Source organism: Cryobacterium sp. MDB1-18-1 (genome assembly GCF_004402735.1).
Lineage (GTDB): Bacteria > Actinomycetota > Actinomycetes > Actinomycetales > Microbacteriaceae > Cryobacterium > Cryobacterium glucosi.
In genome coordinates this window covers 1-20,107 of the sequence record NZ_SOFR01000005.1, presented here as the reverse complement: position 1 = coordinate 20,107, position 20,107 = coordinate 1, and the positions used below count along the sequence as shown (strand labels likewise).

Below are 20,107 nucleotides of genomic sequence, written 5' to 3'. Positions count from 1 at the left end.
CCCACGCCACATTCCAGCCTAGGCATCACTCCGCTCCACGGAACCGCGCCCAGCGGATTCACTGCCGGCACCCAGTTTCGGGATCCGGGCATCCGTCGGCCGTTGCCGCCGCGCGCGAAAATGGGGGGTGTGCCTCGCAGGGCCGCGTGTAACACTGGGGCTATGTCCGTCACTCTGAGAGCGTTGCAGACCGTTGTTCCATCCACCGTCCTCATCCAGGAACAGGTGCGCGATGTGTTCGCGGCCCAGCCGGGATTGAGCAGGCTGGGGAAGAGGCTCGTGACGGCATCCTTCAACCTGTCCGGGATCGAACGACGTCACACCGTGATCGAGGAGTTGACCCTCGACTCGGAGAAGCCGGACCCGCAGTTCTTCGACGCGGCGACGCAGACCCTCCTGGTCCCGAGCACCCGGGTGCGCAATGAGCTGTACATCACGGAGGCGACGAAGCTCTTCGTCGAGGCCGGCCGCCGCGCGCTCGCCGCCTGCCCCGGCATCGAGGCCGCAGACGTGACCCACGTCGTGACCGTCTCCTGCACGGGCTTCTACGCGCCCGGCCCCGACTATATGCTCGTGCGGGAATTGGGCCTGAAGCCGACAACGCAGAGGTATCACTTGGGGTTCATGGGTTGCTACGCGTCGATGCCCGCGCTCCGCACCGCTAAGCAGTTCGTCGAAGCCGACCCGAACGCCGTTGTGCTCGTGGTGAGCGCCGAGCTCTGCTCGCTGCATCTCCGCACCTCGGACGACCCCGACACGATCGTTGCCTCCTCCCTGTTCTCGGATGGTGCGGCCGCGGGAATCGTGAGTTCGCGCGCCCCGGCGCCGGGCGAGAACGCCCTCAGCCTGGACCTCTTCGAGACCGTGATCACGCCGGTCGGCGAGGGCGACATGGCCTGGAAGATCGGAGATGAGGGCTTCGAGATGGTGCTCAGCAGCTATGTTCCGCACATCATCGATGAGCACATCGAGGGCGCTCTCGCTCCGCTCTTCGCGAAGGACCCGGGGCTCGCCGCTGCCGTCGCGGCGCTCGGCGAGACCATGCCGATCGAGGAATTTGCGTCTGAGGTTGCTGAGCTGGCCGAGGTCGCCGAGGTCGCCTCAGGCGGGTCTGTCGCCACGCTCACCGCCCCAGCCGTCGTGGTCGCGGCGGCCGAGGCCGCACGGGCGCCACTCAGCACCGCGATCGCGCACTGGGCGATCCACCCGGGCGGGCGCAGCATTCTCGACAAGACCGAGGCCAAGCTCGGGCTGAGCGAGGCGCAGCTCGTGCCGTCGCGGGAGACCCTGCGCTCCTATGGCAACATGAGCAGCGCGACGATCCTCTTCGTGCTGAAGGCGATCCTGGACGCCCAGGACACCGCGGACGGTGAGCGGCTCTGCGCCATGGCGTTCGGACCGGGGCTCACGGTCGAGTCCGGCCTGATGACTGTGGTGCGCGGCTGACGCGGTTGGCGCGATCGCCGTTGGTCCCGATGTTGCCGTTCCTCCGCCGGCGGGCGAGCGACGCGGTCGAGCTCATGGACGATCCGGGCTGCGACCCCGAGGTCCTGAGCCGCACGTACGACTATTTCCAATACGTGAACGCCGCCGTCTCCGGCTGGCGCGGGGTGTACCGGCGCGAGATCCGGCCGCTCCTCTCGACGAGCCGGGAGAGCACGCTGCTCGATATCGGCTCGGGCGGCGGCGACGTCGCCAGGGCGCTCGCCCGCTGGGCGGCCCGGGACGGCCTGCTCCTCACAGTGACCGCGATCGACCCGGATGCCCGCGCTCACCGCTTCGCGACCGCCCGGCCGCCGCTGCCCCGGCTGACCTTCCGGCAGGCGCTCAGCTCCGACCTCGCCGACGAGGGAGCTCGCTTCGATGTCGTGGTGTCCAACCACGTGCTGCATCACCTCACGGGCGCGCAGCTCGGCGGCCTGCTCGCCGACTGTCAACGGCTCGCGGCGCCCGGCGGCCGGGTGCTGCTCGGCGACATCGAACGCAGCACCTTCGCCTACGTCGGCTTCGGCCTCGGCACCTGGCCGCTCTTCCGCGACTCGTACATCCGCGCGGACGGTCTCACGTCCATCCGCCGCAGCTTCACCGCGCCGGAACTGCGCGCGGTCGTGCCGCCGGGCTGGGACGTGGTGCGGGAGCATCCGTCCCGCCTGCTGCTGCGCTGGGACGGCCCGGGCGCGGGACTTCCGCCGTTGCGCGGGTGGTCCGCCACCCGCGCAACGGAGCAACGCCCGCGCCCGGCGAGGTCGGGCGCTGAGGCGAGCGATGGGCAGCGGATGCGGGACGTCATCGTGGTCGGCGGGGGTCCCGTCGGGATCCTGCTCGCGGGGCTCCTCGCGGTGCGCGGCCTCGACGTCGAGGTGCTCGAGCGGCGCGCGGAACCGTCGCGGCGGTCGCGAGCCATCGGCATCCACCCGCCGTCGATGCGCGCCCTCGAGGAGCTCGGCCTCGCCGACGCCGTCGTCGAACGCGCGGTGCGGATCCGTGGCGGCGAGGTGCGCTGCGACGGGCGCGCCCTGGGCCGCTTGACGTTCCGCGAAGCGGCCGGGCAGCATCCGTTCGTCGTCTCGCTGCCGCAGTACGAGACCGAAGCGCTGCTGCGCGCCCGCTTCGACGAGCTCAGCCCCGGCCGGTACCGCTCGGGCGTCACGGTCACAGATGTCCGCGACCGCGGCGACCGCGTCGAGCTCGAGGTCGAGGAGGCCGGAACGGCGACCGTACTCGAGGCCCGCTACGTCGTCGCCGCGGACGGCGCCCGCAGTGTCATCCGCGCACTCGCCGGCATCCGCGGCATCGAGCGCGGCGGTGGAGACACCTATCTCATGAGCGACTACCCCGCCGGAGAGCAGGCCGCCGAGCAGGCGGTGCTGTACTTCGAGCGCGGCGGCGTCGTCGAGTCATTCCCGCTCCCCGGCGGGCGGCGGCGCTGGGTCGCGATGACATCGTCCCTGCAACCGGATGCCTCGAGCCACGACCTCGCCGCGATCGTCGAGTCCCGCACGGGCGTGGTCCTGCCCTCGTCCGGGGCGTCGGTGAGCGCGTTCTCGGTGCAGCAGCGGCTGGCCGAACGTCTCGTCAGCGGACGCATCGTGCTCGTCGGCGACGCGGCGCACCAGATCAGCCCGATCGGCGGCCAGGGCATGAACCTCGGCTGGCTCGACGGACTCCTGCTCGCCCCGGCGCTCGCGCTCGCCATCAGGGAACCGGACGCCGCGGCATCCGTGCTCGCCGATTATGACCGTCGCCGCCGCCGGAGCGCCCGGATGGCTGCCCGGCAGGCCGGCTTCAACATGATGATGGGCCGGCCGGCCACGGGGCTGCGGCTGCGGCTCCGCAACGGACTCGTGCGCACCCTCGCCGTGCCGCCGGCGAGCGCCGTGCTCGCGAGCGCCTTCACGATGCGCTGGCTGTAGGCCGCACCACCCGGCCCGCGCCACCGACCGCGCTCCCGAGTTATGCCCGGGGCTGGCGGGGGAGGATCGTGACCGAGCCCAGGAGGGCCGGGGTGATCGGGGTCGAGGCGACCGTGCCGGTTTTGCGGTTGGGAGCGAGGCCGAGAACGGTCCCGAGCACGGAGATCGCCGCCGCCGCTGACCAGGCCTGCGGGCGGCAGGCCGCGGGGTAGGGAACCGCGACCGGGAATTCTGCCGCGGAGTCCCCGGAGTGGAGCTCCGGCATCCGGTAGCCGAAGGATTCGGCGGCCGCGAGCAACCCGTCGATCAGGATGCCGGCCTCGGCGCCGAACCCGGCGCGGCCCAGCCCGTTGATCGCGATCGCGGTGTCGTGGGTCCAGACCGAGCCGCCGTGGTAGCTCAGCGGCCAGTATCCGGTCGAGTCGGTCGACATCGTCCGCAGCCCGAAACCGGAGTTGAGCTCGGGGGAGACGAGCCGGGCGGCGACGAGCGCCGATTCCTCGGCGTTGAGCAGGCCGGTGCCGAGCAGGTGGCCGATGTTGCTCGTGACCGTGTCGACCGGGCGCTTGTGCGCGTCGAGCGCGACCGCCGGGTAGCGTCCTTCGGGAGAGTTGATCCAGAAGGATGCCCGGAATCGGGCCTGCAGGTTCGCCGCCCAGGTGCGCCACTCGGCCGCGCCGGGGCGACCGAAGGCCTCGAGCAGCTCGGCGCCGCCGATCGCAGCCTGGTAGGCGTATGCCTGCACCTCGCAGAGAGCGATCGGCCCCTCGGCGAGGGAGCCGTCCCGCCACTGGATCGAGTCGCCGGAGTCCTTCCAGCCCTGGTTGGCCAGGCCGTGCCCGGTCTCGTCGACATAGGAGAGGAACCCGTCGTCGTGGCTGTCGCCGGAGTCGCGCATCCAGCCGAGTGCCGCCTCGAGGTGGGGCAGCAGGGCCACGACCTCGGCGTCGGGCAGGCCCCAGTGCCAGGCGTCGTTCAGCAGGCAGATCCACAGCGGCGTGGCGTCGACCGTCCCGTAGTAGAGCGGCGGCAGGTTCAGGCTCTCGCCGGGCATCGAGAACGCGCCCGGCCTCAGCTCGTGCATGATCTTGCCCGGCTGCTCGGCCGTTTCGGGGTCGGAGACGGTGCCCTGCAGGCTTGCGAGCAAGCGGAGTGTCGAGCCGGCGATGTCGGTGCCGAGCGGCAGCAGGAACCGCGCCGCCCACAGCGAGTCGCGCCCGAACAGGGTGAAGAACCACGGCGCTCCTGCGGCGAGGAACGGCTCATCGGGCCGAGCCGTCGTCGCCATCCGCAGCCCGCTGAGGTCATCGAGGGCGCGCTGCACCCAGCGGCCGAGCCGGGCATCGCCGGAATGCACGGTCACGCCATCCCACTCGGGCAGGCCCTCGGCCGCCTGCACCACGGTTGCACGGTGCTCGACGTCGACGGTCCATTCCACGGTCGCGGTGCCGTGCGCGGGCACTTCGACCGCCCAGCTCGCCGCGACGACCGGTGCGGCGGCATCCGTCCCGGCTCGGTGCGCCCCGCCGGCGGCCGACGCGGGTGTCTGGGCGAGTGTCGCGTCGCTGCCGAACCGAAGCACGGCCGTCACGCTCGGCGTCGACAGGCGGATGCCGTCGGCAAGGGTCTCGAGGTCGACGACGGGCGTCTCCGGCAGGTCCTCAGTCGGGAACGCGCGCCGGCTCTCGGGGTCGGCGAGCCCCGCCTTGACGGTCTGCATGTCCGAGAAGTCGGGGTGGACCCGCAGGGCGATCGTGGTCGAGACCGTGTGGCCCAGGCCCGAACGGATAGTGATGCGTTCCCGCATCCGCCCGGCGCTCAGGGTCCGCGTCACCTCGAGCCGCAGCCGCGGGTCGGCGGTGGCGTCGTCGAGGTGCCGAAGCAGCGAGGTGAAGGTCACTTCGCCCGAACCGCGCCCCGCCTGGGCGATCGCCTCGCCGTGTGCCCCGCCGACCGAGACGTCCCAGCCAGAGAGCACGCGGGTGTCCGCGTGGTACAGGCCGTGGATCGGCAGTTCGGTGCGCCCGTCGGGACGTGACCACGCCTGGGTGGGTGCGGCGAGGACGATGGTCGAATCGTGGAGCAGCGGCTGGACCGGGTGGTCGCCGGCGGGCTGAATGGGCACGGGCGTCGAGATGAGGGACTGGGAAAGCATGAGGAAGGAACGACTCCTGGGTTGAAGCGGATGTCCACAGGGGGACGGGGAAGGTGGGCCGGCCGGCCGGGACTTACTCCTTGACGGCGCCGTCGGTGGTGTTCATGATCCGTTTCTGGAAGATGAAGAACATCACCGCGACCGGGATGGTCATGATCGCCGCGGCGGCGAGTTTGAGCGGATACTGGGTGCCCTGGCTGAGCTCCCCGGAGGCGAGCGAAGCGACGCCCTTGGTGAGCGTGGTCAGTTCAGGGGACTGGGTGGCCACGATGAAGTGCGAGAGCTCGTTCCACGATCCCTGGAAGGACAGGATGATGATCGTGATCAGGGCGGGCCTCGCCATCGGCAGCACGATCGACCAGAACACCCGGAAGGTGCCTGCCCCGTCGATGCGGGCCTGTTCCTCGACGCTCGCGGGGATCGATTCGAAGAAGTTCTTCATGATGAAGACCCCCGCCGCATCGGTCAGGAGCGGCACGATCATGCCGACGTAGGTGTCGTAGATGCCGATCTGGTTGATCACGAGGAACTTCGGGATCAGGAGCACGACGCCGGGCACGCTCATCACGGCGATCAGTCCGGCGAAGATGACCGTCCGGCCGCGGAACTGCAACCGGGCGAGGGCGTAGCCGGCGAGCGAGTTGAAGAACACCCGTCCGAGCGTGACGAAGATCGTGACGATGGCGGAGTTCTTGAACCAGACCGGGAAGTCCGAGTTGAGGAACAGCTTCTGGTACGCGGCGGTCGACCAGGTCTGGGGGAGCAGCGAGATGGGATTGCTCGCCGCCTCGACGTCCGTCTTGAACGAGGTCGCGACCTGTATCAGGAACGGGGCGATGTAGATGATCGCGAGCACGGTGAGGATCGCGTACATCAGCGACCGGCCGGCGACGGCGCGGGTGGGGAGCTTTTCGCGGCTGAGCGCACGGAGTTTGCGGGATGGGCTGACCGTGGGCGCGCTCATCGTGACTCTCCGGACTTCGTCGTCGATGCGGGTGTGGCCGTGGCCGCCAGGGCGACCGCTGAGGCGGGATTCGTGAGGTAGGGCCGCATCCTGCGCTTCGACACCGGCCGTTCCCGCAACACCCAGCGCTGGAAGAGCGTGAAGAACACGATGATCACGAAGAGGATGAACGCGATCGCGGCGCCCTGGCCCCATTCCTGGTTGTTGAACGCCGACTGGTAGGACAGGTAGGCGGGCGTGAGCGTGGTCTTGCCGGGTGCGCCCTTGGTGCCGGTGTAGATCTGGTCGAAGACCTGCCAGCTGCCGATGAGGCCGAGGGTGAGCACGGTGAACAGGGTCGGGCGCAGCTGGGGGAGGGTGACCTTCCAGAACCGCTGCCAGCCGTTGGCGCCGTCCATCATCGCGGCTTCGGTGACCTCGCCGCTGAGGTTCTGCAGCGCCGCGATGAAGAGCAGCATGAACGTGCCGCTCGTGGTGAACACGGCCATCAGGATGAAGGCCGTCATGGCGACAGAGGGGCCGGCGAGCCAGTCCCACCAGGAGACGCCGAGGAAGGATCCGTCCGTGAGTGCGGCGGGGCCCTGGGTCACCCCGAAGAGCTGCAGGAAGTTGTGCAGGATGCCGCTCGGGTCGTTGAACCAGTTCGGCCCGTTGATGCCGATGAACGAGAGCAGCTTGTTGATGGCGCCCGTCGAGCTGAACAGGAACAGCCAGAGCACGGTGATCGCCACCGAGCTCGTCACCGACGGAAAGTAGAACGAGGTGCGGAAGAAGCCGCGGCCGCGGAGGATCTGCCGGTTGACGAGCACGGCGAGCAGGAGGGAGAGGGCGGTCTGGATCGGGACGACGAGCACGACGTACCACGCGTTGTTGCGCAGTGCCGTGCCGAAGTCCTGTTCGGCCAGGCCGCCCCCGTTCAGCAGGGTGGAGTAGTTGTCAAAGCCGACGAACTTCACGTTGCCGCCGAAGGGGCTGCCGCGGCCTCCCCAGTCGGAGAAGCTGACCCAGAGCGCCATGAGCACAGGGACGACGAGGAACATCCCGAGCAGGATGATCATCGGGGCGGTGAAGAGCCACCCCGAGGCGGCCTCGCCGCCCCGGATTCCGGAGCGGCGAGACGTGCGTGCGGGCTTCGACATGTCGAACTACTTCAGCAGCGCTTCGAGGTTCTTCTGGGCGGCGTCGAGGATCTGCTGGGGATCGCCCGTCTTGAGGGACTCGAGCTTGGAGTTCAGCTCGGTCACGACATCCGCTGAGCCCTTCGCGGTGGGCGTGCCGACGGCGTAGTCAGCACCGTTCAGGAACGGGACGAGCACCGGGTTGGCGGCCTTCCAGTCGGACGCGGCGGACTTGATCGACGGCATCGGGCCGAAGGCCGTTGAGAAGGCCAGCTGGGAGTCCTTGCTGGTCAGCTGCTCGACGAGCTTGAGCGCGGCGGCCTGGTTGGGGCTGTCCGTTGCGATGCCCCAGCAGTTGGTGAACTGCATGGTGCCCTTGCCGGCGGGGCCGGCCGGAAGTTCGGCGACCGTGTACTTCACGCTCGGGTAGTCGCTGGACATGGCACCGGTGATCCAGTTGCCCTCGATCGTCATGGCTGCGAGCTGCTTGCCGAAAGCCTCGCCGCCCCAGCCGGCTCCGACGTCCTTCGCGTACTTCATCACGCCGTCGTTCAGGAGCTTCTTGACCTCGGTGAGACCGGCGACGGCCTCTGCGCTGTTCGCGGTGGCCTTCGAGCTGTCCTCGTTCATGAGGTTGCCGCCGGCCTGCGCCATGAAGGCGCCGGCGCGTGCGTATTCGCCGCCGATGGCGAGGCCGACCTGGTCGGGCGTGGTCAGCTTCTTGGCCACGGTTTCGAGCTGGTCCCAGGTCGTGGGGATGTCGGCGTCGGTGAGTCCGGCCTTCGCCCAGGCATCCGTGTTGATCACGAGGCCGAGCGTGGAGAAGTCCTTCGGCGCGCAGTAGAACTGGCCGTCGTAGGTGAAGGACTTGACGAGGCTCGGGTAGAAGTCGTCCTTGTTGGCGAGGCTGTCGCCGTAGGCGAGCAGGGAACCGTTGGACGCGTAGCCGGCGAGGGCATCCGTCGACAGGTAGAACACATCGGCCGGCTTCTTGGCCGCGAAGCCCTGGGCGAGCTGCTGGTTGAGGTCGCTCGCGACGGAGACGGTGGCCTTCGTGCCGCTCGAGGAGGACCAGGATGCGACGGCCGCGTTGACGGCCTTCGTCTCGGCGTCGCCGCTCGAACCGATCAGGACGGTGAGGCTCTTGCTCGCGTCGCTGGTGAGCGCGGCGGCCGAGCCGGTCGAGCCGGACGTGGTGCCGCCGAAGCTTGAGCTGCAGCCCGTGAGGGCGAGCGCTCCGGCCATGGTCAGGCCGGCCCCGATCATCCAGCGGGAGGTGCGTCGTTGCATTTTCTTCTCCTAAAGTCGCGCCGCAGTGCGCGTTTGCTTGTGTGAGAACGACGATAGCCGGTTTTATTTGATCGATCAAACTTTTTCTTTGATCGATCTAATTCTGGGGTCGATCCGACGCGCTAGTCTGGTTTTATCGTTCCAGCCACGGGGCCTCGTGCCCGGGGCGCGAGGAGCACCGGCAGGGAGAGATCATGGGAGAATTCCCCACCGTTACGGACGTGGCGCGCGTAGCCGGGGTGTCCCGCCAAACGGTCTCCAACGTGATGAACACGCCCGGAATCGTGAAGGCCGATACCCGCGCCAGGGTCGAGGCGGCCATCAGTGCGCTCGGCTACCGTCCGCACGCCTCGGCGAGACGGCTGCGCACCCGGCGCAGCTCGACGATCGGCATCCGCCTCGACCCGATGATCGACGGAATCTCCGGCTCGGTACTCGACCGGTTCCTGCATGCCCTGACCGAGCAGGCCGATGCCAGGGGCCTGCGTGTGCTCCTGTTCACCGCCACGAGCCCCGAGGACGAGATCAGTCAGTTCCGGCGCCTGAACGACGGGGCGGATGTCGACGGTTTCGTCCTGACCTCGACGACCGCCGATGACCCGCGCACCGAGTGGCTGCTCGAGCAGGGCATCGCCTTCGTCACCTTCGGCCGGCCCTGGCGGAGCGACGACTTCACCGCGCCACGCCACCCCTGGGTCGACGTGGATGGTTACTCTGGCCTGCACGCGGCGACCCGCGCGCAGCAGGACGCCGGTGCGACCCGCATCGCCTATATCGGCTGGCCGAGCCCGTCCGGCACGGGCGACGACCGTCGCCGGGGCTGGCACGACGCCATGCTCGAGCGGGGTGACGTCTCCGCAGAGGACCTCGCCTGCCTCGAGGTGGTCACGGCCGACGGGGTCGACCAGGGCGCGGCGGCCATGCAGCAGCTCGCCCGCACGGCCGGCGGCATCCAAGCGGTGCTGTGTGCGAGCGACGCGCTCGCCCTCGGGGCGATGATCGCCAACCCGGCCCGGGTGCCGGTCACGGGGTATGACAACACGCCCATCGCGGCGGCGATCGGGCTCTCGAGCGTGGACCAGCCCGTCGACGAAGTCGCCGCCGCGGCCCTCGAGCTCCTCGCCGGCGAGTTCGAGGGGAAGTCCGGTGCGCCATCCGATCCGGCCCCGCAGCCCTTCCGGATGGTCACCCCGCGGCTCATCACCCGGCAGTTCGCGGCCATTCCCCGGGATTCGGTGCCCGTGAACGCCCTCGTCAGCGAGGTCTCGCGCTGAGTTGCGGACAAAGCACCGTCCTGCCTGCCGCGCCGTGCAGTTGAATGGGGGAGTGATCCCTGCACCGAATCCCGCCGCCCTCCCGGCGAAGAGCCTCGTCCTCATCCCGCTCCTGCGAGCAGACCTCGAGGCGGCGCACTATTCCGTGGCGACCCTGAGCGGACTCTGGGGCCCCGAAGCGGATGCCGCGCTCCGCCGCAACCAGCGGGTCCCCGCCCTGCGGGCCCTCGCGGCCCTTCGCGCCAGGCTCGGTCGCGAGGAGCCGTCGGCGACCCTCGCGCAGCTCTTCGTTCTCGGACTCCCGGTGACGCGCGGCGCGCTGTCGGCGGCGCTCCCGAGCCTCGGGGCGGCAGGTGCCGTCGCGCTCGGGCTCGTCGCCCTCGTCGGTGAGGATGACGAACCCGGCACAGAACCCGGCGCAGAACCCGGCGCCGACGAGAACACCCTGCTCCGCCCGCTCGTCGAGCTCCGCCCGTACAGCTTTGTGGACGCCCACGGGGCCGGCAGCTGGTGGATCGCCTCCGACCTCGGCGAGCTCGTACTCGGGCACGCGCTCGGCGAGAGCCATGTGCTCGGCGTCGGCGGGGCATCCCTCACCCTGAGCGGCCTGCTGCTGCCGAACCCGGTCGACACCGCCCTCGACCTCGGCACCGGCTGCGGGATCCAGGCCCTGCACGCCTCCCGCCACGCCAGACGCGTCGTCGCGACCGACATCTCCGAGCGTGCGCTCGAGCTCGCCGCCCTCAACGCCGCCCTCAACGGCGTGACCAACATTGAATTCCGGCTCGGCAGCCTGTTCGAGCCGGTCGCGGGCGAGCGCTTCGACCACATCATCTCCAATCCGCCGTTCGTGATCACGCCGCGGGCAGAGGGCGTGCCGAGCTACGAGTACCGCGACGGCGGCCTCGTCGGCGACGCCCTCGTCGAGTCCGTCGTGCGCGGAGCCGCCGAACACCTCACCCCGACCGGCGTCGCCCAGCTCCTCGGCAACTGGGAGTACCGCGCAGGCCAGGACGCCTTCGACCGCCTCGCCGACTGGCTGACCCCAGCCGTTGCCTCCGTCGACGCGAACCAATTCGACGGAGATTTTGCCGAAAAGACACCGGGGAAGCCGTCTTCGGCCCCTGCGGAGGGCGAATCTCCGTCGAATTCGTCAGGGCCCGCGCCGGCGCTCGACGCCTGGATCATCGAGCGCGAGGTGCAGTCGCCCGAGCTCTACGCCGAGACCTGGATCCGCGACGGCGGTACCCGGCCGGGCACGGCCGACTTCGACCGCCTCTACGATGCCTGGCTCGACGACTTCGCGGCGCGCGGCGTGACGCAGGTCGGCTTCGGCTACCTGCTGCTCCGCCGCCCGGACACCGCCCGGCCCGCGGCGGTTCCGCGGTTGCGGCGCCTCGAACGCCTGCACGGCGGCCTCGGTCACAACCCTGACGGCATCGGCAGCCACCTCGCGGCCTGCCTCGCCGCCCACGACTGGCACGCGGCCCTCCCGGATGACGACCTGGTCTACGCGACCTTGACCGTTGCCTCCGACGTCACCGAGGAACGCCACTTCTGGCCCGGCCAGGAGGACCCGACCCTGCTCACCCTGCACCAGGGAAGTGGATTCGGCCGGTCGGTGTCGCTCGACACCGCGCTCGCCGCGCTCGTCGGGGCCTGCGACGGCGAACTCGCGGTCGGCGCGATCGCCGGTGCGCTCGCCGAGCTGCTCGAGGTCTCCGAACGCGACCTCACCGCCGAGCTCCTCCCGCGCGTGCGCGAACTCCTCGACGACGGCTTCCTCCTCCCGCCAGAACTGCTCGCCTGACCCGGTCCCGACGTACCCGCCGGCGGCAGGCGACCGCCCGAACCGGCCCCTGCGGTAGTTTGGAACCAACCGGATTCGTTCGGAGAGGAGGACGTGAGTGACACCCGACGCGCGGAATGCCATGAAACGTCGCACCTTCCTCATCGGAGTCACGGGTCTCTCGACCCTCGTTCTCACCGCGTGCGTGTCCCCGGCCCCGCGGCCGAGCGCATCCGCCACCGCTACGTCGACCCCCGCACCGACGCCCACCGTCTCGCCCGTGCCGAAACCCGCGCAGATGCGCCGCACCTCCTGGTCGGCCGACCCGTTCGCCCGCGGTTCTTACAGTTTCGCCGCCGTCGACTCCACGCCCGAGCAGCGCACCGCGCTCGCCCAACCCGTGCTCGACCGGGTCTTCTTCGCCGGCGAGGCCACCTCGACCGACGCTCCGGGAACGGTGCAGGGCGGCCGCGACTCCGGCCTTCGCGCGGCCCGCGAGATCATCGCCGCCGCAGCGCCCGGCGAACGCATCGCCGTGATCGGGGCGGGCATCGCCGGGCTCAGCGCCGCGCGCATCCTCAAGGACGCCGGTTTCGACGTCGTCCTCGTTGAGGCTCGCGACCGCATCGGCGGCCGCATCGACACCGTCAGCGACAAGAAGTGGCCCTTCCCTGTCGAGCTCGGCCCGTCCTTCGTGAGCCACAGCGACACAACGTCCCTCGACGAGGAATTCACCCGCCTCGGCATCGCGACCACCCCCTTTCCGAGCGCGAGCGAGACCCGCACCAATGCCGGAATCGTCGTCGCGGTGCCCGACACCGGCGAAAAAGCCGTTGCGACCGCACTCGCCTGGGCCACGAAACAGGCCAGTGACATGTCCGTGCAGGGCGCGCTCGACGGCTCGGGCGCGAGCACGCTGTCCACAGCGGATGCCGGTGACGGTGTTTCCGCGGCCGACTGGCTCGCATTCCGGGTCGCGACCGTTCTCGATATCGACGCGGGCGCATCCGTCGACCAGCAGTCGGGCTGGTACACGAGCGCGGACGCCGGAGCGAACGAGGACCGGATCGTGCTCGGTGGATATGCCCACCTGCTCACCAAGGCGGCAGAGGGCATCGACCTGCTCGACTCGAGCGTCGTCACCAAACTTGCATACACCGACACCGGCGTGAGCCTGCGTCTGGGCACGGGGGAGTCGCTCTCCGCCGACCGCGTGCTCGTCACCGTTCCGCTCGGGGTGCTGAAGTCCGGGGTGCTCGAATTCGACCCCGCGCTGCCCTTCGCGCACCGCGGCGCGATCGCCGACCTCGGCATGGGCACGCTCGACAAGGTCTGGCTGCAGTTCGACGAGCCGTTCTGGAGCACGACCGCGCCGCTGTGGACCACGGTCGGTGGGGACGAGGACTTCCGGGTCTGGATCAACATGATGCCGCTCACCGGGGAGCCCGTCCTGGTCGGACTCGTCGCCGGGGACACGGCGCTCCGGCTCGCCGGGACCGACGATGCCACGGTGCTTGCCGCCGCGCTGCGCGGGCTGACCCCGTTCTACGTGCCCCCGACGCCGAGCCCCACGCCGACACCCGCGCCCTGACGAACCCCATAAAGTCAATCCCGAGTATTTCTCACCAAACGGTGTAAGCTATGCCCAATGTCTAGTCGCTGAAGATACCCGGGGCGAGCCGGGACTTCATGCAGGTGCGGTCCGCCGTTGTGCAGCTCCCCAAGGTTTAGTCGTTCCCGGGTTGGTGTTGCCGATGGCTGCCAATTGGGTGGGTTGCGTGCAACGGTCGTAAGACCCAGCAATGTACACATGTCGTGCCGTCGGCCACCCGAGCGCGGTCGCGGCTTCGGTGCCCCGCCACAGTCGCGACTGCAGTTCCCCTGTTTGACCGCGTGATTGATCGTGCCTCATGGAAACCCTGCTGGACCAAGAGCTGGACAGCCTGCTCGACTTCGATTCCGACCTCGCCTGCGAGGGTTCCCACCATGGCCGCGGCCTGAGCGGCCACCATCCGACCGCGCCCGGTGCCTACATGGTCATTTCGCCGTGCTGCGGCCCGAAGGTCGTGCAGTGCTCCCCGCGGGTGATCGCCATGCAGCACTCCGGCGTGCTCTACTGCGGCGCCTGCCGCAGCGAACACCTCACCGTGGAATACACCTTCATCCCGCTGTAGGCCGTTCCACCCACTCCCTTCCGCTGTAGCATGCGATGGCGCAGTTCGACCGCGCAACCGGATGCCGAGGGGAACCAGCCATGATCGCACTCACCGGAGCGACGGGGCTCGTCGGCGGCCTCGTTCGCGACCGCCTTGACGCGGCAGGAACGCCCACCAGGCTCATCGTGCGCTCGACCGCGCGGCTCGCGCGGCAGCATCCGGATGTCTGGACCGCCGGCTACGGCGATGCCCAGGCCCTCGCCCCCGCCCTCGCCGGGGTCGACACCCTGTTCATGGTGTCGGCGTCCGAGAGCGCCGAGCGAGTGACCGAGCACCGCACCCTGATCGACAGCGCCGTCGCCGCCGGAGTCGAGCGGATCGTCTATCTCTCGTTCCTCGGCGCCGATCCGCACGCCGAATTCACCCTCGCCCGCGACCACGCCGCAACCGAGACGCACCTGCGGGCGAGCGGCCTCGCCTTCACCTTCCTGCGCGACAACTTCTACCACCGGCTGATCGCGCAGATGTGCGGCGCCGACGGCGTCATCCGCGGGCCCGGCGGCGAGGGCCGCATCGGCTCGGTCACGCACACCGACGTGGCGGATGCCGTCGCGGCCGTCCTCGGCAGCGGCTCTCGTCACGACGGGGAGACCTTCACCCTCACGGGGCCGCGCGGCTGGAGCCTGCGCGACGGCGCCGCGGAGCTCGCCCGGGTGACCGGGCGGCCGATCCGCTACGAGCGCGAGACCGAGCCCGAGGCGTGGGCGTCCCGCGCTCACTACGGCGCGCCGGACTGGGAGGTCGCGGGCTGGATCTCAAGCTATCTCGCGATCGCGTCCGACGTGATGGATGTCGTGACGGACGACGTCGAACGCCTCACCGGGCATCCGCCCCAGGACCTGCCAGAGTACCTGCGCGCCACCCCCGACGCCTGGGCGCACCTCCGCCCCTAACCCCCGGCCATTACCCTTCAGCCCTGGGGCTTGAGGCCCCGCCAGCCGCGGGACGACCAGGTCAGCATGGCCGCGATCCCGGTGAAGAGCGCGACGGCGACCACGCAGTACAGCACCGTCTCGAGCGGGCCGCTGACCTGCTTCGGGTCGAGGAAGAAGTAGGGATACCAGCGCACCAGGGCGCCCCGGATCAGGGTGAACGCGCCCCAGATGCTCGGGACGACCATGACCCAGGCGAGCGTCGTCCACGGCAACCGGGCCTTGCCGGTGTCGGTGAGCCAGTCGACGAGTGCGATCCCGGGGATCCAGAAGTGCAGCAGCTGCGTCGACCACGGCACCTCCATCGTGTACGCCCGCGACGAGGACTGGATCACGATCGCGAGGAACACGATGCCCGAGACGATCATGTAGGTCGTGACGAGCAGCCGGATCCAGTCGAGCCAGGGTGGGTCGACCTCCCGGCGCAGGGCGACGATCCCCGCGGCGATGAAGACACCGACCGCGGCGATGGCGCTCTGCACGGTGAAATAGCTGAAGTAGTTGTACACAATAAAGCTCTTGAAACCGAGGATGTAGCCGAAGTACCCGAGCAGTGCGAGCACCTCGGCGCCGGCCAGAACGAGCCGGACGATGCCGACGATCCGCCGTCGCGGGGAGTGAAGCGGGGAGTGAAGCGGGGAGTGAAACGGAGAGCGATCCGGGGAGCGCCGGCCCAAGCGCATCAGGGAACGCCTCGCCGAGCCCGGGCGCGCCAAGAGCACCGCGGCGAGCGACCCGGCCGGGTCGTCGGTGCGGGCGGGACGATCTGCACGCGCGCACATGCTTCAACGCTACGCCAGCGGGCAGGTCACTCGATCCGAAAGCCGTCGTCCCCGCGGTCCGGCATGTCCTCGACGTGCACGGTGTCGACCTGGGCAGAGGGCGGCCCGTGCCGCAGCCAGTCGAGCATCCGGTCGACGGATGCTGCCGGCCCCTCCACCTGCACCTCGACCGAGCCATCCCTGTGGTTGCGCACGAATCCCGCGAGCCCGAGTCGCCGGGCCTCTGCCTGCGCGTAGTACCGGAACCCCACGGCCTGGACCATCCCGCGCACCACCGCCTGTTTGCGAACCATCCCCCCAGTGTGCCCCCGATCCGGTTCCCTGTCCCGATCGGGGGGACGCCGGAATACAGCGCTCTTGCTACCGTGGGAGCGCTGAGCCGACCGAGGCCAGGCTGGGGAGTCACGTGAGCTGGACTACCGCACTGATCACGCCCGCATTGCCCGATCACCCGCTCTTCGTGTTCGCGGCCTATTTCGCCGTCGTGCTCCTGAGCGTCGCCCTGCCGTTCGCGGTGTCCCTCGTGCTCTACGAGGTCCTCCAGCTCTGGGCGGTTCGGCGCCGTGAGCGCGCAGAGCCCGACCTGCGGGCGCTCCTGCTCACCGTCCTCGTCGCGGTGGCACTCGGCGTCATCGGCGTGCTGCTCCTGCAGTTCGGCCTCACCGGCGCCCCGCCCGCGTCCGGCACGGCCGCGAGTCTCGGCGGGCTCGCCGCACGGCTCCTGATCGTGTTCGCGCCCCTGGCCGTCCTCGTCCTGGTGCTCCGCACCCTGATCGCCCGCCGCCGCTGACCGCCGCCGCTGACCTCCGCCTGCGACCGCGGCTGACCGCATCGGCTCAGCGGCACGCCCGCGGATGCCGACGCCCTAGACGACGGGGACCGGTGCGGTTATCGTGCCCAGATCACCCGGCACCCGCCGCGTGAACCTGCCAGAAACCGAAACGGAGCTGAGATGGACGCATTGACCGCACCGGAACGAGCCGAGGTCGAGCGAGCGAACGAGTCGGGCCTGCGTCCGGTCGTGTTCGTGCACGGGCTCTGGCTGCTCTCGAGCAGCTGGGACCGCTGGCGCGGCCGCTTCGAGGCCGCCGGCTACACAAGCATCGCCCCCGGCTGGCCCGACGACCCCGAGAGCATCGAGGAAGCCAAGCGCGACCCCGACGTCTTCGCCCACAAGATGATCGCCCAGGTCACCGACCACTACCTCGACGCCATCAACGACCTCGCGATCAGACCCGCCATCGTCGGGCACTCCTTCGGCGGGCTGATCGCCCAGCGCCTGGCCGGTGAGGGAGTCTCCGCTGCAACGGTCGCGATCGACTCCGCACCGTTCCGTGGCGTGTTGCCGCTGCCGGCATCCGCCCTGAAATCGGCGTCACCGGTGCTGCTCAACCCGGCGAATGCCGGGCGGGCCGTCTCGCTCACCTTCGAGCAGTTCAGCTTCGGCTGGGCCAACGCCCTCGATACCGACGAGGCGCGCGCCCTGTACGACACCTATCACGTGGCCGCATCGGGCGTGCCGCTGTTCCAGGCCGCGACCGCGAACCTGAACCCGTTCACCGAGGCGCGGGTCGACACGAAGAATCCCGAGCGCGGGCCGCTGCTCATCATCGCGGGGGACAACGACAACACCGTGCCGCTCGCGATCTCGCACGCGATCTACAAGCAGCAGAAGAAGAACCCGGGTCTGACCGAGATCGTCGAGGTGCCGAACCGGGGTCACTCGCTCACGATCGACCACGGCTGGGAAGAGGTCGCCGACCTCGCCATCGACTTCGTCAAGAAGCACGACTAGAGCAGGCGGGCGCGCGAGCGGGGGCAGCGGCTCAACAGGGGCGGCGGCTCAAACGGGGTGGGGCGGCGGATGCCGCGGCTCGCTAGTATCGATCCGGGGGAGCAATCATATGGTCGACAAAAGCACAATCGATCCGGGCAGTATCGACGACGGCCGCGTCGAAAACGAGGGCATGCGCCGCCGGTTCGCCGCGCAGGCCATCATCGACAAATTGCTGCGCCAGCAGGGTGCCCACCCGCGTCGCACCCGTCTCGCCCGCTTCCTCGGTCGTTCCCCGCTCGGCGGCAATGCACTGGGCTGGTACCGCGGCGCGCAGGGAGAGCTCGCCGTCGGCGCACTGCTCGCCCAGCTGCCTCCGGAGTGGGCGGTCTTCCACGGGCTCCCCGTCGGGGTGAACGGCTGGGACATCGACCACGTCGTCGTCGGCCCCTGCGGCGTCGTCACCATCAACACCAAGCAGCACCGCCGTGCGGGGGTGCGGGTCATCGGCGAGAACGTCATCGTCGGGGACCGGGCGGTGCCCTACCTCGAACACGCGGCCTTCGAGGGCGAACGCATCGACACGCTCCTGCATGCCTACCTCGACTTCACCGTCCCGATCCACCCCGTGCTCGCGTTCGTCGGGCCGAAGGGTGTCGTCCGCATGGGCCCCGAGAACGCGGTCACAGTGCTCGACGCCGCCGACCTCGTGTCGTGGCTGACGGCCCTGCCGCGCGTGCTCACGCCGCTCGAACGGTTCCAGGTGATCGCGCTGCTCGACGATCCCGCGAGCTGGGCCGAAACCGTGCCGGTCGGCACGGGCGACGGCCTGATGGAGCGCTTCACCGTGCTCGACAACCAGATGCGGTCGGCGAGGTTGCAGCGCCTCGTGCTCGCCCCCCTCGAGGTCGTCGTCGGGCTCGGCGTCTCCGCCTACCTGGCCGCGAACCTCGGGATCGTCCTGGTCGGCGCTTTCTCCGGCTCGGGTCGCTGACTCCGCGGCTTCGCACTCACCGGTGATCGGCTGGGCGCCGCCCTAGGACGAGGTGCATCCTGCGTCACACCGCGTGTCCCGGGTGGGCAACCCGCACACAATGCTTCATATACACCCCATAACTTAACGAATGGAGCAATCCGTCTAGGATACTGGCGTAGCCTTGTTCCCACGGCCTATCCACGGGCCCGGGGAGGAGTAAGCCGTGTACACCCGCGTTGAGACCAGCTCCGCGGTGCAGCAGCTTGCGATCGGCCTTCACGACCCCGCCCGTGATCGACCCTGGGTCGTCGTCTCCTCACCGTTCGGAACAGCCATCCCCGAGATCGGCATCGATCAGCTCGCCACCCAGATCGGCGACGTCGCGCGCGTCTTCCTCGTGCAGACCGGAGAACTCACCCGGCAGCTCGGCGACCTGCTCCCCGCCCAATTCCAGGTCTACGGCAGCGCCGGCCGGTCATACCCCACCGGGCCGAACCCCTTCGCCGACCTGGCCAGGTCCCGTCTGCGCTTCACGCATGGCGACCCCCAGCACGCGACCGACCAACTCGTCACGGATGCCCTCGCTCACGCCCACCACGCCGGTCTCTTCGCGCTCGCCCCTGCATCCGTCATCACCGTCACCGGAACCGTCAAGGGCTTCATGCTGCACGGTTCCCGCGCCCTCGTCGAGCTCGATGACGGCGGCATGGCGACCATCTGGCAGGAACTCACCTACCCGCCCGTGCCGCTGGACTGGACCCTCTCGCCCGGCCAGCGCATCCAGGGCGCCCTCGATGCCCCGACCCACCGGCTCAATGTCGAGCTCAAACCGCCGACGACGGAGGTGATCGCCGAGCGCTACCCGCACGGCAGCGTCACCCTCGCCCTGGTGCAGAAGGTCAGCGCGCAAAAGGCCGTGCTCGCCCTGCACCCGCACCTCACGTTCACGATCACCCGCGCCGACATCTCGGCCAACCCGCGCGACCTCGTCGATACCCTGCTCTCCGAGGGCGACGTCGTGGCCGCGCGGGTCATGCACCTGCCGAGTGGCGCCCTGCACCTCGTGCTCAGCGACGTCGACGACGACGAGCCGGTGTTGCCGCCGCTCGCCGCCGTGCTCAACGGGCCGCCCTGGCTGCGCGAGAACCGTCCGCTGCTCCCGCTCGTCGAGGACGACGACACCGGAAGCGGCGACGACCTCGTCTTCGACCCGGCCATGTCCGCGAAGGGGCTTGCCGGGTTCGTTCGCGCGGCCGGCGCCGCTCTCGCCCAGGACGACCTGCACGGCGAGGCCGGTTTCCCCGACGCGCTTGCCGGTGCTGGCGCCGTGCGGCCATCGCCCGCCGACCTCGCCGCTCCCCGGCCGATCGTGCCGCGCCCGTTCCCCGGGCCCGGCCGCGTGCACGCCGTGCGCCGGCCGACAC

Annotated in this window: 17 protein-coding genes; 11 read left to right on the top strand and 6 right to left on the bottom strand. The window is 69.9% G+C overall.

Annotated elements, in window-relative coordinates:
* Nucleotides 1–120 precede the first annotated feature (120 nt).
* Both E3O50_RS00930 and E3O50_RS19880 read left to right on the top strand, forming a co-directional pair.
* Complete coding sequence (locus E3O50_RS00930; protein ID WP_277612939.1) at nt 121–1,446, top strand: type III polyketide synthase; 1,326 nt, start codon at nt 121–123, stop codon at nt 1,444–1,446.
* A 29-nt stretch (nt 1,447–1,475) separates the two neighbouring features.
* Nucleotides 1,476–3,413 carry an FAD-dependent monooxygenase gene (locus E3O50_RS19880; RefSeq protein WP_198413652.1) on the top strand — a complete coding sequence of 646 codons (1,938 nt, stop codon included), beginning with the start codon at nt 1,476–1,478 and terminating at the stop codon, nt 3,411–3,413.
* A 40-nt stretch (nt 3,414–3,453) separates the two neighbouring features.
* Here the strand turns inward: E3O50_RS19880 and E3O50_RS00915 are convergent, their stop codons facing one another.
* The 4 genes from E3O50_RS00915 to E3O50_RS00900 all read right to left on the bottom strand — a co-directional run bounded on the left by E3O50_RS00915 (nt 3,454) and on the right by E3O50_RS00900 (nt 8,940).
* Nucleotides 3,454–5,568: a glycogen debranching N-terminal domain-containing protein gene (locus tag E3O50_RS00915; protein WP_134559906.1), complete on the bottom strand. Its 2,115-nt coding sequence runs from the start codon at nt 5,566–5,568 to the stop codon at nt 3,454–3,456.
* 73 nt (nt 5,569–5,641) lie between these two features.
* The gene (locus E3O50_RS00910) at nt 5,642–6,442 is read right to left on the bottom strand and encodes a carbohydrate ABC transporter permease (protein WP_241975438.1); all 801 of its coding nucleotides are present in this window, start codon (nt 6,440–6,442) and stop codon (nt 5,642–5,644) included.
* An 86-nt stretch (nt 6,443–6,528) separates the two neighbouring features.
* Complete coding sequence (locus E3O50_RS00905; RefSeq protein WP_134559904.1) at nt 6,529–7,671, bottom strand: sugar ABC transporter permease; 1,143 nt, start codon at nt 7,669–7,671, stop codon at nt 6,529–6,531.
* 6 nt (nt 7,672–7,677) lie between these two features.
* On the bottom strand, nt 7,678–8,940 hold the full coding sequence (locus E3O50_RS00900) for an extracellular solute-binding protein (RefSeq protein ID WP_134449378.1): 1,263 nt from the start codon (nt 8,938–8,940) through the stop codon (nt 7,678–7,680).
* Nucleotides 8,941–9,134: 194 nt separating this feature from the next.
* Between E3O50_RS00900 and E3O50_RS00895 the strand changes: the two genes are divergently transcribed.
* From E3O50_RS00895 to E3O50_RS00875, 5 genes are all read left to right on the top strand, one after another.
* On the top strand, nt 9,135–10,214 hold the full coding sequence (locus E3O50_RS00895) for a LacI family DNA-binding transcriptional regulator (protein ID WP_134559902.1): 1,080 nt from the start codon (nt 9,135–9,137) through the stop codon (nt 10,212–10,214).
* Nucleotides 10,215–10,266: 52 nt separating this feature from the next.
* Nucleotides 10,267–12,024, top strand: coding sequence for a methyltransferase (locus tag E3O50_RS00890; protein ID WP_241975435.1), 1,758 nt, complete (start codon nt 10,267–10,269; stop codon nt 12,022–12,024).
* Between the two features lie 121 nt (nt 12,025–12,145).
* Nucleotides 12,146–13,594, top strand: coding sequence for an FAD-dependent oxidoreductase (locus E3O50_RS00885; protein WP_134559900.1), 1,449 nt, complete (start codon nt 12,146–12,148; stop codon nt 13,592–13,594).
* Between the two features lie 319 nt (nt 13,595–13,913).
* A complete protein-coding gene (locus E3O50_RS00880) occupies nt 13,914–14,177 on the top strand; it encodes a hypothetical protein (RefSeq protein WP_134449380.1) in 264 nt (87 codons plus the stop codon).
* A gap of 80 nt (nt 14,178–14,257) precedes the next feature.
* Complete coding sequence (locus E3O50_RS00875; RefSeq protein ID WP_134559898.1) at nt 14,258–15,112, top strand: NAD(P)H-binding protein; 855 nt, start codon at nt 14,258–14,260, stop codon at nt 15,110–15,112.
* A 17-nt stretch (nt 15,113–15,129) separates the two neighbouring features.
* Here E3O50_RS00875 and E3O50_RS00870 read toward each other — a convergent pair whose 3' ends face one another.
* Both E3O50_RS00870 and E3O50_RS00865 read right to left on the bottom strand, forming a co-directional pair.
* Nucleotides 15,130–15,933, bottom strand: coding sequence for a Pr6Pr family membrane protein (locus tag E3O50_RS00870; RefSeq protein WP_134559896.1), 804 nt, complete (start codon nt 15,931–15,933; stop codon nt 15,130–15,132).
* Between the two features lie 26 nt (nt 15,934–15,959).
* A complete protein-coding gene (locus E3O50_RS00865; protein ID WP_134449383.1) occupies nt 15,960–16,226 on the bottom strand; it encodes an acylphosphatase in 267 nt (88 codons plus the stop codon).
* A gap of 113 nt (nt 16,227–16,339) precedes the next feature.
* On the opposite strand from E3O50_RS00865, the gene E3O50_RS18985 reads away from it, so the two are divergent.
* The 4 genes from E3O50_RS18985 to E3O50_RS00845 all read left to right on the top strand — a co-directional run.
* Nucleotides 16,340–16,723 (top strand): hypothetical protein, encoded by a 384-nt coding sequence (locus E3O50_RS18985; protein WP_134560884.1) that lies wholly within the window; start codon nt 16,340–16,342, stop codon nt 16,721–16,723.
* Nucleotides 16,724–16,885: 162 nt separating this feature from the next.
* Nucleotides 16,886–17,728, top strand: coding sequence for an alpha/beta hydrolase (locus tag E3O50_RS00855; RefSeq protein WP_134559894.1), 843 nt, complete (start codon nt 16,886–16,888; stop codon nt 17,726–17,728).
* A gap of 109 nt (nt 17,729–17,837) precedes the next feature.
* Nucleotides 17,838–18,701 (top strand): nuclease-related domain-containing protein, encoded by an 864-nt coding sequence (locus tag E3O50_RS00850; protein WP_134559892.1) that lies wholly within the window; start codon nt 17,838–17,840, stop codon nt 18,699–18,701.
* Nucleotides 18,702–18,906: 205 nt separating this feature from the next.
* On the top strand, nt 18,907–20,107 hold a 1,201-nt coding region (locus tag E3O50_RS00845; RefSeq protein ID WP_198417051.1), incomplete at its 3' end, for a hypothetical protein.